The following is a 13,701-nucleotide window of genomic DNA, read 5'->3' as shown; positions in this document are numbered from 1 at the left end:
AACTATTTTGCGGAAGAAACTTTTGCAGCGACAGCAGAACCAACGCCGATATATTTTTTAGGCTCGATTGCTTTGATGTCTCCACCGTGATCTTTGATCGCGTTTTTGAGACCTTTTTTACGCAAAGTTCTAAGTGCACGTGTGGAAATTTTCACACGAACCCATCTGTTTTCGTCTTCTAAAAAAATCTTCTTAGTGATAACGTTGACCTTCCAAATACGACGGTCTTTTTTATGCGAGTGGGATACGTTATTCCCCGCAGTCGTTCCTTTTCCAGTTACAACACATCTTCTTGCCATATGATTTCCCTTTGCTTTCGCTATGATTTTGTACCCAATTTTTGGGTCAATTCCAAACGAATCTTTTCTTGGAAGAAGAGAAACGCTTCTTCGGGAGTATTGGCGTAGGAAAGAAGGTTCAGATCTTCTTCATTGATCAGTCCATATTCCGCAAGAACCGGGAAATTCACCACTTTATCCCAAAATTCTTTTCCGTATAACAAGATGGGGATCTTTTCTTTTTTCTGGGTTTGTACCAGGGTTAAAACTTCAAACAACTCATCAAAGGTTCCGAAACCACCCGGAAAAGCAACAATCCCCCGGCAGTGTTTCATAAACCAAAGCTTTCTCATAAAGAAGTAGTGGTATTCAAAGGAAAGTTTGGGGCTGGCATAAGGATTTGCATGCTGCTCAAAAGGAAGTGCAATATTCAAAGCGATGGATTCAGCTCCTGCCTCGGAGGCTCCCCGGTTTCCGGCTTCCATGATTCCGGGCCCTCCTCCGGTAGAGATAAATAATTTTCTACCGGGAAATTCACGATCGAAATGATTGCCCCAATCCGAGAGAAGTCTGGAAAATTCCACAGCCTGCTCATAGTATTTCACGAACGGAAGAAGTCCTTTGTGTAAGGCACCATTTGCATTTTTTTTGCCTTCCGGACTGGGAATGCGGGCGGAACCGAAGACAACTACGGTGTCTGTTACTCCATTCCGAATGAACTCTGCCTTTGGGTGCAGGTATTCCGATAAAATACGAAGGGATCCGGCGTCGTCTCCCCATAAAAAATCTTTGTTTTCAAAGGCTAATGTTGTCATTCTGCTCCTAAGATCGGCGATTTCCCTTACTAAAAGATGAAAATCCTTCATAAATTGATTAAATTCGGAAAAGACTTAAAACTCAAAATCCAAAGCCGACAAATAGAAGTTAGTTTCTATTCGGATTCCGTTCTTTTTACCGAAAAAGATCTGAAAAAGAGGTTCGCAGAAGGATGGGACGAGTTTTCTGAAAAGAATCTTTTCCATTTCACAAGCTTTGATTGGAAAACCCATCCCCAACCTCTGGGAAAGAGTCAAATCGAACTTTATGGAATTCGAAAGTTGGATTCATTCTCAAAATTTCATTATCTTTTATTTCCCAATCACTATATAGACCGGCAAAAGACTCATTTAAAAGAGAAAACAAATTTATTTTTGGAAATCCCAAGGAAAACCTTTGAAAATCGAAAATCAATAAAAGATAAAATTCGAAATCTTTTTCATACTCCCAAAAAGATTCTTTGGAAAGAAATTTCTTTCATAAAATACGAAATTCCGAAATCGGAAACTCATTCGATTCCCGACACCGATTTTTTGCCCATTCTGAAAGAAGGCCAAATGACACTGGTCGTTAAATGGGGAAAACTCGTTCAAATTTCCTATCTATGGAAACTAAGAACTTTCGAGAGACCGTTTCCCTTGGTGGGAGAAATATTTTTGAAATCCAGAAGGAAATTCGGAGACGGAAGTTTCGGCGAATCCTGTTTTGTTTCTTTGGGTTATTTTCTGCCGAATGAAAAGGATAATTATTTTCTTTCTTATTGGGGGTTAACACCTGTTACCAAAAAAGAATGGCAGCAGTACGCAATTTTTCAAAACCTGAGTGAAACGGAAGACCTGGATTTTTACGGTCTTACGGGGGACATTTGGTTTGGACAAATTCTATTCTCCAGAGGGATCAAATCCAAAAAGAAAAAGAACTTAATCTTTGCATTGGAGGCTTCCGAAGTCTGCAATTCCGATTATGAAAGAATATTTTTGGAATCTACATGGGAGCTTTTTTAAGAAGACTGACGTCCCGGGCGCCATTTTTTTGCCAGATCATCCAAAATCACGAAACGGGAATTTTTACCAATGACAACTTCATTCAGTTTGTTATCCTGAAGCGCCCGATAAACAGACGTTCTACTGGTGTTCTTCTTTTCTGCGAAGTATTTGATCTCTAAAAGATTTTTACTCATTTGTTTGCAAGTTTGTATAATCGTATCTGTCATCGTTTGGCGAACCTTGACCTTTAGACGAAAAATCGCAGTATTACTTGGCTAAAAACTCTCCATTCTAATAAAAAATTCTACGGTTTTTTGTTCTTTTTTAGGTAAAACCACAGGATTTGACTCGGAAAAATGTAAAAAATTTCCGGTAGAGGTCATTGGCTCGATCGCGATCGACTTTCTATCTCCGGGAATGTACACTTGGTAAAAACTCCCTCCTCCTACCAAAACTCTCTCTTTGCGGTTCATGGAAAAAAAACCGAAATAGGAAGATTCAGAGTCTCCGTCTTTTGCCTTGAAGAGAGAATCGTAGGACTTCCCTTCCAGTTTTGTCTCTTCTTCCATACGGATTGTATCTTTGAAAATTTTTTCAGGCAAAAGGAAATCACCTAACTTCACTTCATAAAACCCCGTTCCGAAAAGATACAAATCATCTATGTTTTCTTCATTTCCCCAACGAAAATAGGGATGAATTCCCAGTGCGAAAGAAAAATCTTCCTCGGATCGGTTTGTTACCTGATAGCGGATTTTCAATTCATGATCCGTTAAAATATAGGTTTCCTTCAACTCAATGAATTCGAGAAAACTGTTCTTCCATTCGTTAGGCAGTTCAAAGCCGAAACTGACTTCACTGGATGCATCCGAGTAGGACTCCGAGATGATTTTGCGATTTAAATTATGAAATAACCCGTGTAAGGAGACTCCATTACCGTCAGTCAACCAATGTGTGCTGGGATAAAAAGGTGCTATCGCCCAAGGATTCGGTTCCAAACGATTGACCCAAGGAAACATCAGAAAGGATCCTGACGCAAAAAAAGGATCCGGCGATTTATGGCCTGCAATGACGGAAAGAGGCGAAAAGTCTACAGGGGAAGAAAGTACAAGGTCGATCCATTGGCCTCCGGAATCAGGCAAAATGTCGAAATACGCCTTTTTTGTTTTTAGTCGGTACAAATGAGACCTCAAAAATGATTGAATCCAATCTTTCCGATCTTACAAAGGTTCTATGTCCTTAAGGAAGCATTTTTTTAGTGTCCTCACAATCGTTTTTTCCCTTACATTCCTTCAAGCCTGCATCCTTGCTCTTCCCTCATTGACAGGAGCAAAAGCGGATTTCGAAGAAAAGCAGATCTCAGGTTCCGACAAAGATAAGATTTTAATTATCCCTGTTGAGGGAGTGATCAGTGATGAAAGCAGAGAGTCTTCTCTCTTCGGAAGCGGAACGGAATCTATGGTCGCAAGGATCAAAGAATCATTGAAGTTCGCCGAAAAGGATCCGAATATCCAGGGAGTGATTCTTAAGATCAACTCTCCCGGTGGAACAGTCACGGCAAGTGATATCATCTATCAGGAAATTCAAAAATTCAAAGCCAAAAAGGGAATCCCTGTTTTTTCCGCCTTTATGGATACCGCAGCGAGCGGAGCTTATTACATTGCAATGAGTACGGATTCCATCGGTGCCCATCCAACAACCGTTACAGGTTCGATCGGAGTCATCATGCAAGGGATCAATGTCAAAGAAGGATTGGATAAGATCGGTGTGAAAGACCAATCCATCACTTCCGGAAGCAACAAAGCAATGGGTTCGCCACTAATCGAACAGTCTCCGGAACAGAAAAAAATTCTACAATCCATCGTAGACGGTTTGTATGATCGTTTTTTTCAAATCGTAAAACGAGGAAGACCGAACGTATCGGAAGCTAGATTGAGAGAAATTTGCGACGGTAGGATTTTTACGGCGGAGCAGGCGAAAAAGGAAGGACTTGTGGACTTCATCGGTTACTTCGACGACATCCAAATCCAATTGATGAAACATCCGAGATACGGCGGACATAGAGACGGAAATCCACGATTGATCATTTATCAAAGAGGCCGGGGAAAAGTGGAGAACATTTACCAAACCATGGACTCTTCCGAAAAACAATTTCAATTCGGACTTGTGGAAAAACTATTCAAACAAAATTCAAACGCAAGATTCTTTTATCTCTGGGATCTATAGGCCGCCAAATAAATGTTATTCAATTCTATTCCCTATCTCATTCTATTTGCTTTAACTTATATTATTTACTGGAATATTCCTCAAAAAGGGAGAAAGACTTTATTACTCACTTCTTCCGTTATTTTTTACGGATATTTCAGTTTTACTTTTTTGTTTCACTTTCTTGCGGTGATACTGGTCAACTACTGGTTCAGCGAAAGAATTTTCAAAGCGAAAGAAGAAGGAAAATCGGATAAACTTCTACTTACAACGATCGTTACCTTAAACGTAATCAACCTTGCGTTCTTTAAGTATTTTTATTTCGTAACAGGAAGCATTTATTCGATTACAGGTTGGACCCAAGCAAAAACTTTCGCGGAATCCTGGAGTATATTTTTACCCCTTGCCATCAGCTTCTACACATTTCAAGTGATTGCGTTGCAAGTGGACATCCACAGAGGAATCTTAAAAGATAGAATCCGTTTCCAAGATTACTTTTTGTTTATCTTGTTTTTCCCGCAACTGATCGCAGGTCCCATCATGCGATCCGACAATTTCATTCCTCAAATCGACCATCCTGAGATTGATTCCGACAGAATGAAAAAAGGCCTCTTCCTTCTTATGGGAGGACTTTTCAAAAAAGTAGTCATCGCGGAAAATATAGCTCCTATCATCGCACCGATCTATATGGATCCGGGAAAGTATGATAGTTTTTCCCTATTATTTGCTAACCTTGGTTTTGCGATGCAAGTCTATTGCGATTTTTCCGGTTATACGGATATGGCACGCGGATCTGCCAATCTTCTCGGTTACGAAATTCCCGAAAACTTCAAAGGACCTTTTCTCGCACAAAGTTTCCGAGATCTTTGGAGTCGCTGGCATATTACACTGTCTTCCTGGCTCAGAGATTATCTCTATATTCCTCTCGGTGGAAGCCAAGGAAGCGTATTCCGCTCCAACCTCAATATGTTCATCACTATGTGCCTCGGAGGACTTTGGCATGGAGCCAACTGGGCTTTCGTTGCCTGGGGAGCTTACCTGGGAGCTTTTTTATGGATAGAAAGGTCACTGTATTTGGCCCGGGGTAAAAAGAAATTATTACCGGACAATCTTCCTTTTGTAGGACTCATCCGAACTATCTGCGTGTTTTTTATATTTTCGTTCTCAGGAGTTTTCTTCCGGGCGGCAGCTCGCGGAGACGAATCCATGAATGTTGTTTACGAAGTTTTCAAAGGGATTTTGACATTTAGAAATGTGGGAGATACATTGGATCGGGTTAACGAACTCCCTATGTTTGTTGTGATCGGATTATTTTTCAACTGGCTGCAATATTCGGATGTGGCTTACTCGAAATTAAAACCTTACCAAAACTACCTACTTCCCGTATTAGCGGTTGTTATGTTGCTACTTATGGGAATTTTCGGGGACGGCGGACAAGATTTCATCTATTTCCAATTTTAGTTTTCAGAAGGAGATCCCGGCTTTGTTATTTGCAAAAAAAACAATCAGGGATCTCTCCATTCTTTTCGGGATTTTATTTTTCTCTTCATTCTGTTCTTCCAAAACGGAATGGATTCGAAAGCTTCCCGATACGATTCCAAATGAGCCGGGTAAATCGGATCGTGTAAAAACAAACTCCCTTCCTTTGGGAATCTACCTTCGTCCGACTGAAAAGAAATCTCCGATGAAATCACCTTCCCATCATTACGAATGGACGGAATCGATTTACATCGCCCAGGAATACCAATTTACAAAAGAATATCGCGAAAAAAACGAATCTCCCAGCGAAACAAAATTCAAAATCATCATAGGAAAAGGAAATTACAAACAACAAGGTGTTTGGGTGTTATTCGAAACAAACTCCATTCAAAAAATAGAATGTTCTTCGAAAGATTCAATATGGGAAACAAAGGATTGGAAAAAGACAAATCCATGTTCCCAGTCCCCGGACTCGGTTCCTTTTTCCCATTCCCTACTCTACCATTATAAAACGGAAGATCGGTCGATTGCACCAATGCAGTTTGAATCAGGATACACTGAATCCAATTTCGGAATCGTTTGGGAATCCAAAGAACCTTATACGGAAGATATTTTATTTAAAAAGGCGCGGGATAAGTTTACAAAAAAAGAATTCCAACCTCACGTCTATTACTACGGGAGGTTGGATTGATTCAGGAAAGAATCGAAGAGGGTAACCATCTCTAGAAAAGAATCATAACATTATTTAAAAGCGAGTAACTCGCATGCTCTTCCATAAGCTACATGATCGTTCGCTGCTTTTGTCTCATACTTGGAAACACCGTGAGCTTTGAAAGCAAGGCTTGCTTCTTTTGCACTCAAAGACGCTTCACAATAATTTCCCGCTTTGAAAGCGGCACCGGAAGAAAGATAAAGAATCGAAGCAAAACTTTTATGAGCTTTTAAACCGATTGCTTCACGTATTTTCAAAGCACGCTTGTAATGGGAAGATGCCATTTCGTATTCTCCGAGATTTTCTTCTTCGGAGGCAACTTTCACTAGCTCATTGGAAATCTCAGTAAGAGTCTCTTTATCGTAAGTATTCAAAAGAGAGTTCACTTCTTCATCGTTTACAGTCATTTCGAATGCAGACAAAGATACTGTGAATCCTACTATAGTTGCCAAACTGATTGCTAGTTTCATAACCAATCTCCCAAGGAACCGTTTCCTTTCGTTCTGATGATTAAATGCAATAACCGTACCAGAAAATGGATGAGATGGATTGTGGCCGAAGAAAGGCCGAGTTTTTTGATAGAATGCGCAGAAATCTAGATAGGAGCCGGTTTGGCCGGGGTTTGGGGAAAAGCTGTGGAAGTAGATTTTTGCTTATGGCTGGTACAAAAGCAAAAATCTGCCTATTTTTTAAACAATTTGTGAGAAATTAATGCGGTTGCCCAATTTCGTCGTCGCTGATATCCAATTCTCTTTGTAAAAAGTCATTCAAATCCATAGACCGGAAATGATCTCTTTCTCCATCGCACTGCCTTGAGCCGGGAACAGACAATGTCCTTCCAGCAACCGTAATCGGCTTCAAAAACATATTGGATACCAAAGGGCAATTAGGGCCGGGAGTAAGTCCGTTGAAAGAACAGGTTGCCCCTTTGATTACATCGGCGGGAACTTCTTCCGGCTTGTCAGAAGAACCGAAACTAGGATAAGGACCTTCGTTGTACCATCGGGAATACATTTTTCCCCAAATGGGAGCTGCGACTCCCGCAGCAGTCGTACCCTTTCCCAAAGAAAGAGAGGACTTATCAAAACCCATCCAAACTACCGAAGTGTATTTCGGATCGAAACCGCAGTACCACACGTTGGTATAAGAGGACGTAGACCCTGTTTTTCCACCGGAAATTCCTTTGTAATTTCCTTTGTCGGCAGCACGCAAGGCTTGCGTCGGTGTTCCTCCCGTCGCAACACCAATTAACATTTGTTTGATAATATAAGCTGTCGCTTCCGGAATGATTTGAATGGCACCGGTTTTTGCTTCCTCGGCCAATTCCTCTTGCACCTGTCGTTCCCGATTGTAAACCACTGAACCGCTCTGATTCAACACATAGCGCACGCTAAACGGAATAACATCTTTTCCTTTATTGGCAAGTATCGAGTATCCCAAGGCCATTTCGTAAGGAGTGAGTTCGGCCACTCCCAAAGCGAGTGCGGGTCCGGTAGGAAATCTGGATTTACTAGCTTTGGTTACTTTAGAGGAAAAGTCGATGACAGAATCCGTTCCCGTTCTCATTAACACCTGCACGGAAACAATATTCAAAGACAAAGAAAGTGCACGGGACAAAGGAACCATCCCTCTGAAATCTCCGGATATATCCTGAGGAGAATACCCTTCCCCTTCTTCTGTAATCGTTGTTAGAGGGGCGTCCATAATTCCTGTTCCGGAGCCAACCGCTCTGTTCTGAATGGCAGCTGCATACACAAACGGTTTGAAAGCGGAACCTGTCTGCCTTCTTGCCTGCATCGCCCGATTGAACTGGTTTTTAGGAGTGAATCTGGATCCGCCCACCATCGTTTGGATATATCCAGTTTGATGGTCGATCGTTATGATGGCACCTTCCACATGAAGATTGGAAGAAAATACGAGAGAGGAACGCATAAATTCCTTAACCGCAGAACTTTCGTTCTCTGATGGAGTGAAATCGGTAAGTAGTTCGAGAGCAGGACCCATTTCTTTTTCCAAATGAAGTCGAAATACCTGCCTATCGTCCAAATTGGTAATATAAGGAACACCCACGGGAAAAATAGAACCCATCAGATTATAAAGAGAAACCAACCCACGATCGGCCCTTCCCGCATAACGGAAGTTTGCACCGAATGCGTAACGGTCCTGCTCGATGAGTGCTTTTCTAAGTTCTTCTTCCGCAATTTCCTGCTTACGAACATCCAAAGTGGTATAAACCCGAAGGCCTCCGGTGTAAACCGCTTCATCTCCCAATTCCTTTTCCAAAATCTGTCTGGTCCATTCGGTAAAATGAGGGGCCCTATTGAGTTTGGTCCCCCATGTGGAACGGGAAGGAGATTGTGTGATTACAATGGGCCAATACCTTTCCCAAAACTCATTATGGATTTTCTCCACTTGATCCTTAGGAACAAATCCGTTTTTCGCCATAAGCCCGAGCACCACCAAATGGGAGTTTTTTGCATCCATTGGATTTTTGAACGGGGAATAATGAACCGGTGCTTTGGGAAGTCTCGCGAGTAATGCCGCTTCCGCAATATCCAGATCTCTTACGTCTTTTTGAAAGTACACGTTTGCGGCGGAAGAAAGCCCCGTAGTTCCGTGTCCCAGATAGATAAGATTGAAATAAATTTCCAATATCTCTTCTTTGGTGTACTCCTGTTCTATCTGAAGAGTGAGAAGAGCTTCTAAAAATTTACGTGCAAATGTTTTTTTACGTTCCTGCAAAATGGTTTTGGCAAGCTGTTGAGTTAATGTGGAACCACCTTGTACAATGCGCCCTGCAAGTAGGTTCTTAATGGCAGCACGGACAATGGCCGAAAAATCAATTCCAAAGTGGTTGAAAAAATTGTCGTCCTCGACGGATAAAAATGCCTGAATCACATGAGGAGGAATGTCCTGAAATTTCAATAATTCCTGTTTGTGTCTGTAAAGTTCCGCAAACAACACTCCGTTCGTATCGTATAATTTTGTCGGAGTCGTAGGCTGGTAAGATGCTAGCTTTTGAAGTTCCTTACCTTGGTTTACTTCGGAAAGTACATATCCGAAAAAAAGGCCGCCGAACAATGCCGAAACGAAGAATGCAGTCAAAGTGTATTTTAAAGTTTTTTCACGATTCATATATTTTTTAAAATTTTAAGTTCTAGAGGTGGAAACGGAGTCCCTCTCTTGCCAAGTGGATCTTGAGTTTCTTTTCTCCTAAAAATTTCTTATGCAACCTGGAGGCTTCATAAATTTCATAAATTTTTTCATCCGAGTAGGAAGGCTCATGATGAGTCAGTACTAAATTTTTCACATTCCATGCCGTAGCACAATTCACAGACATGGTATAAGAAGTATGACCCCAATCGAATTTGGAGAAGGATTCGTCCAAAGTGTATTGAGTATCTAATACGAGTAAGTCGGCGTCTTTGAAAAAAGGGGCATAGTCATGAATGATGGACATGTCCTCTCCCGTAAATTCGGCATCAGTTGCAAATATGAAGACTTTGCCGAGTGCGTCCGTAAATTTATATGCAAAAGATCCGCCGGGGTGTTTGAGCGGGTGAGTTTCCACTTTGATCCCGCTTGGGAATTTCATTTCGTCACCGGGTAAAAAATGATGGAACTCTTTTCGGGAACCGGTGTCGGAAAAACGGACAGGAAAGAATTCGGGACGCTGTTGGTCTTCCAATCTGGTTTCCAAGTCCGCATAGGGGGAGTGAAATTTCAGATTAAAGTCGGGAAAATAGATCGGTTTGAAAAAAGGAAGCCCCTGGATATGATCCCAATGGGTATGAGTTATGAATATATTTACATCTTTTCGGGATTTTTTACTAAAATAGGCCTGTAGCAGATCGTCACCTACGTTACGAACTCCTGTACCCATATCCAAGATATAGATTTCCCCTTTTGCATCGGTAACTGTAACGCAAGTAGTATCGCTCCCTGTAACAAACTTCAAGTGGTAAGGTAGCTTTTTCCAAAAGTCCTCCACTGAGTTGCGGGTTTGGGGCGGTTTACTCGCGTACAATTCTAAGATTTCTAGGATTTTTTTGCGATAATCCTGGTTGCGAAGGGGGGCCGCAATGGAGCCACGAACCCCGAAGAGTTGAACGATCACTTCCTCGAGTATAGGAAATCGACTTTCCTTGTCACTCAAGATTTGCGAGTTTGAATTTATGCCCCCTCGTTCTCCCTCAGGTTATGAGCTTCGGTTTGGACCCGAACTGACTTCTATCGTTCGTATCCTACTTATCGCAAACGGAATCGTATTCGTTTTACAGTTTTTGACTCAAATGTTGTTCAAAATGCACTTTTTAGAGGGATTGTTCGCGCTTTCCCCGGCCGCAGTGATGGGAGGCTCCGTTTGGCAACTCATCACCTACTCGTTTTTGCACGTAGATTTTTTTCATTTGCTATTCAATATGCTCGCCTTATGGATGTTTGGTTCGGAACTTGAATCCACTTGGGGGGGGAAACCGTTTTTAAAATTTTACCTTTTTGCCTCTTTTTTGGGGGGAGTTGTGACTGTGGTTGCCTCCATTTCAGGGTTTCCCCAAGGAATCGTAATGGGAGCAAGCGGAGGAATCTTCGGATTACTGGTGGCTTATGCAATCCTCTGGCCCAACCGTGAAATTTTATTTATGATGATCTTTCCGTTGCGCGCCAAGTTTTTTGTGATGATCCTGATGCTGATGATCGTATTTGCCCAAGGAGGAAGGGCCGCCCATATGGCACACCTGGGAGGTGCCATCGCAGGTTTTATACTGATGAAACTCTACACCGGCTGGAAGGATAATTCCTCCAAAGGAAGTTCCTGGTCTCTCTCCCGTTATTTGCAAAAAAGAAGATTCCAAAGATACCAGGAAGAAATGTACAACCGGGAAAATGCAAAGAAAAGAGTGGATGATCTTTTGGAAAAAATCTCCCGGGAAGGAATGAATTCACTGTCCAGAAGTGAGAAAAAATTTCTGAACGATGCCTCTCAAAAGTATTTCAACGAGTGATTGGCGATTTATTCTTTTTCCCTCCCACTTCCATACGCTCGCCTTATTATAATTTAGCGGTAGAAGAATCGATTGCACTCCACCTCACCTCATTCGGATTAGTGGGCGGAGTCAGACTTTGGATCAATCCCAGATCCATCATTCTGGGGCTTTCCGAAGATCCTAAAAAGAATATCAAACCGTCCGTTTTGGAAGATTTTTTGAAAACGGATATTTCCTCCCGAAGACCGAATCCAAACGCAGTTTATATTGCAAGACGGGCCTCGGGTGGAGGAACCGTTTATCATTCTCCGACAGGGAATATCAATTATAGCATTTACGTGAATCTCGACAAACGAAAGGAATTGTTTTCAGTCAGAGATTCTTATGATATTCTACTAAGGATAGTAGCAAAGGGACTCGCAAAACAAAGTATAGGTGCAAGTCCCAAAGGAAAATCCGATTTGGCTATGGAAGAATCCGGAGTTTTGCGAAAAATTTCAGGTAATGCGCAATTTCGAAAAAAAAATTGTATCGTTCAACACGGAACCCTGATTTTAAAAAAAGAATTGATCGGCGAGGTTTCGGATTTACTGCTTCATCCTCCCGAAGAGCCTGATTACAGAAAAGAAAGATCCCATTCCGATTTTTTAACGGCACTGCCCTCTTCTTTTTCCACACACCGATTCCAAAACGACTTATTCCAAGAATTTGCGGACTACTTGGGAGTGAAAACAAACCCGGAAAATACGGATTTTTCCTTCTTTGGGAGAGGGTTTTCTACTTTTCGGAAAGCAGTCCTGAAAGAATCTGAAATTATCCGTAGGCGAAAATACGAAAGTTTACCATTTATTTTAAACAGAGAAATTCCAACATGAGTTTGCAAAACCAAGACCCAGAAGTTTATTCCGCACTGAAACACGAAGATGAGAGACAAGAGAATTCTCTCGAAATGATCGCGAGTGAAAATTTCGTTTCACAAGCCGTTCTTGAAACCTATCATTCCACACTTACAAATAAATATGCGGAAGGTTATCCCGGAAAAAGGTATTACAACGGATGTGAAAATGCGGATAAAGTCGAACAACTTGCCATCGACCGGGCAAAAAAATTGTTCAGCGCGGAATATGCAAACGTACAACCGCATAGCGGGGCTCAGGCGAATATGGCTGTTTTTCTGGCGGCACTCGAGCCGGGAGATAGTTTTCTGGGGATGAATCTTGCCCACGGTGGACACCTAACACATGGTAGTCCTGTAAATATCAGCGGAAAATACTACAAGCCGATCCCTTACGGAGTCACCGAAAAAGAAGAAACCATTGATTATGCGGAAGTGGCGAAACTTGCAAAAGAGCATAAGCCGAAACTCATTGTGGTAGGAGCATCTGCTTACCCAAGAACGATCGATTTTACGAAATTCAAAGAAATCGCTGATTCCATCGGTGCGAAATTGATGGCGGATATTGCACATATTGCCGGTTTGGTGGTAGCGGGAGAACATCCGAGCCCGGTGGGACTTTTCGATTATGTAACCACTACGACTCACAAGACTTTGCGCGGACCGAGAGGAGGACTTATCCTTTCTCAAACGGAAAACGAAAAAATTCTGAATTCAAGAGTGTTTCCGGGTATCCAAGGCGGACCGCTCATGCATGTGATCGCGGCAAAGGCGGTGGCATTCGGTGAAGCACTCCAACCTGAATTCAAGACATACATCAAACAAGTGCTAAAGAATGCAAAAATACTCGCGGAAACTTTTCAAAAACGAGGCTTCCGGGTCGTTTCGGGAGGCACGGACAATCATATCGTGCTTTTGGACGTTTCGGTAAAAGGACTCACCGGTCGTGATGCTGCAGATGGATTGGATGAGGTGGGAATCACTGTGAATAAAAATGCGATTCCATTTGATAAAAATCCTCCGGCAGTCGCTTCCGGAATCAGATTAGGATCACCTGCACTGACCACAAGAGGGTTGAAAGATGCTGAGATTGAAAAAGTGGCAAATTTGATTTGTGACTTTTTGGATCATTACGGAGACGCTTCCTGGAAAGAAAAAGTAAAGGCAGGCGTGAAAGAAATCACGAAGTCGTTCCCAATGGCAGGGTTCAGATTAGAATAACTTGGGTTAGGTGATCGAGGAGTTCCCCCGCCCTGTATCAACTGGGTGGGGAGGAGTGGTTCGTGGGAAGCCGCTCCCCAAACCCCTATCACAGATTGTCTCCCCCGTCAAACACCTCAAAAATTTT

14 protein-coding genes are annotated in these 13,701 nt (G+C 42.2%); 7 read left to right on the top strand and 7 right to left on the bottom strand.

Going from position 1 to position 13,701, the window contains the following annotated elements; all coding sequences use genetic code 11:
• Positions 1–2: 2 nt before the first annotated feature.
• Entirely contained in the window at positions 3–299 is a 297-nt protein-coding gene (gene rpmB, locus DI077_RS05065) for a 50S ribosomal protein L28 (RefSeq protein ID WP_109018560.1), read from the bottom strand.
• Between the two features lie 20 nt (positions 300–319).
• On the bottom strand, positions 320–1,093 hold the full coding sequence (locus DI077_RS05060; RefSeq protein ID WP_109018670.1) for an LOG family protein: 774 nt from the start codon (positions 1,091–1,093) through the stop codon (positions 320–322).
• A gap of 36 nt (positions 1,094–1,129) precedes the next feature.
• Here DI077_RS05060 and DI077_RS05055 point away from each other — a divergent pair, with 36 nt between their 5' ends.
• The gene (locus DI077_RS05055; protein ID WP_109018561.1) at positions 1,130–2,098 is read left to right on the top strand and encodes a hypothetical protein; all 969 of its coding nucleotides are present in this window, start codon (positions 1,130–1,132) and stop codon (positions 2,096–2,098) included.
• Here the strand turns inward: DI077_RS05055 and DI077_RS05050 are convergent.
• Together DI077_RS05050 and DI077_RS05045 are read right to left on the bottom strand one after the other, a co-directional pair.
• Entirely contained in the window at positions 2,095–2,307 is a 213-nt protein-coding gene (locus DI077_RS05050; protein ID WP_109018562.1) for a hypothetical protein, read from the bottom strand. The two genes, DI077_RS05055 and DI077_RS05050, sit on opposite strands and share 4 nt — an antisense overlap.
• A 48-nt stretch (positions 2,308–2,355) precedes the next feature.
• A complete protein-coding gene (locus DI077_RS05045) occupies positions 2,356–3,258 on the bottom strand; it encodes an aldose 1-epimerase (protein WP_109018563.1) in 903 nt (300 codons plus the stop codon).
• 52 nt (positions 3,259–3,310) lie between these two features.
• On the opposite strand from DI077_RS05045, the gene sppA reads away from it, so the two are divergent.
• From sppA to DI077_RS05030, 3 genes are read left to right on the top strand one after another with little or no spacing between them, the layout of a single operon-like run.
• Positions 3,311–4,303 (top strand): signal peptide peptidase SppA, encoded by a 993-nt coding sequence (gene sppA / locus DI077_RS05040; RefSeq protein ID WP_109018564.1) that lies wholly within the window; start codon positions 3,311–3,313, stop codon positions 4,301–4,303.
• A 12-nt stretch (positions 4,304–4,315) separates the two neighbouring features.
• Positions 4,316–5,743, top strand: a complete 1,428-nt coding sequence (locus DI077_RS05035; protein WP_109018565.1) for an MBOAT family O-acyltransferase — start codon at positions 4,316–4,318, stop codon at positions 5,741–5,743.
• A gap of 22 nt (positions 5,744–5,765) precedes the next feature.
• Positions 5,766–6,452: a hypothetical protein gene (locus tag DI077_RS05030; RefSeq protein WP_109018566.1), complete on the top strand. Its 687-nt coding sequence runs from the start codon at positions 5,766–5,768 to the stop codon at positions 6,450–6,452.
• Positions 6,453–6,502: 50 nt separating this feature from the next.
• Here DI077_RS05030 and DI077_RS05025 read toward each other — a convergent pair whose 3' ends face one another.
• From DI077_RS05025 to DI077_RS05015, 3 genes are all read right to left on the bottom strand, one after another.
• Positions 6,503–6,943 carry a hypothetical protein gene (locus DI077_RS05025; protein WP_109018567.1) on the bottom strand — a complete coding sequence of 147 codons (441 nt, stop codon included), beginning with the start codon at positions 6,941–6,943 and terminating at the stop codon, positions 6,503–6,505.
• 238 nt (positions 6,944–7,181) lie between these two features.
• Entirely contained in the window at positions 7,182–9,608 is a 2,427-nt protein-coding gene (locus DI077_RS05020) for a penicillin-binding protein 1A (RefSeq protein ID WP_109018568.1), read from the bottom strand.
• Between the two features lie 22 nt (positions 9,609–9,630).
• Positions 9,631–10,590 carry an MBL fold metallo-hydrolase gene (locus DI077_RS05015; protein ID WP_109018671.1) on the bottom strand — a complete coding sequence of 320 codons (960 nt, stop codon included), beginning with the start codon at positions 10,588–10,590 and terminating at the stop codon, positions 9,631–9,633.
• 58 nt (positions 10,591–10,648) lie between these two features.
• Here DI077_RS05015 and DI077_RS05010 point away from each other — a divergent pair, with 58 nt between their 5' ends.
• Genes DI077_RS05010 through glyA form a run of 3 tightly spaced genes read left to right on the top strand, consistent with a single transcriptional unit; the run spans position 10,649 to position 13,574 of the window.
• Positions 10,649–11,476 (top strand): rhomboid family protein, encoded by an 828-nt coding sequence (locus DI077_RS05010; RefSeq protein ID WP_109018672.1) that lies wholly within the window; start codon positions 10,649–10,651, stop codon positions 11,474–11,476.
• A complete protein-coding gene (locus DI077_RS05005) occupies positions 11,473–12,333 on the top strand; it encodes a lipoate--protein ligase family protein (RefSeq protein ID WP_109018569.1) in 861 nt (286 codons plus the stop codon). The genes DI077_RS05010 and DI077_RS05005 overlap by 4 nt, the downstream gene beginning before the upstream one ends.
• Entirely contained in the window at positions 12,330–13,574 is a 1,245-nt protein-coding gene (gene glyA / locus DI077_RS05000; protein ID WP_109018570.1) for a serine hydroxymethyltransferase, read from the top strand. The genes DI077_RS05005 and glyA overlap by 4 nt, the downstream gene beginning before the upstream one ends.
• Positions 13,575–13,701: the final 127 nt, after the last annotated feature.

The organism is Leptospira kobayashii (assembly GCF_003114835.2).
In the GTDB taxonomy this organism is placed as follows: domain Bacteria; phylum Spirochaetota; class Leptospiria; order Leptospirales; family Leptospiraceae; genus Leptospira_A; species Leptospira_A kobayashii.
This window is presented reverse-complemented; position numbering and strand designations above follow the sequence as displayed.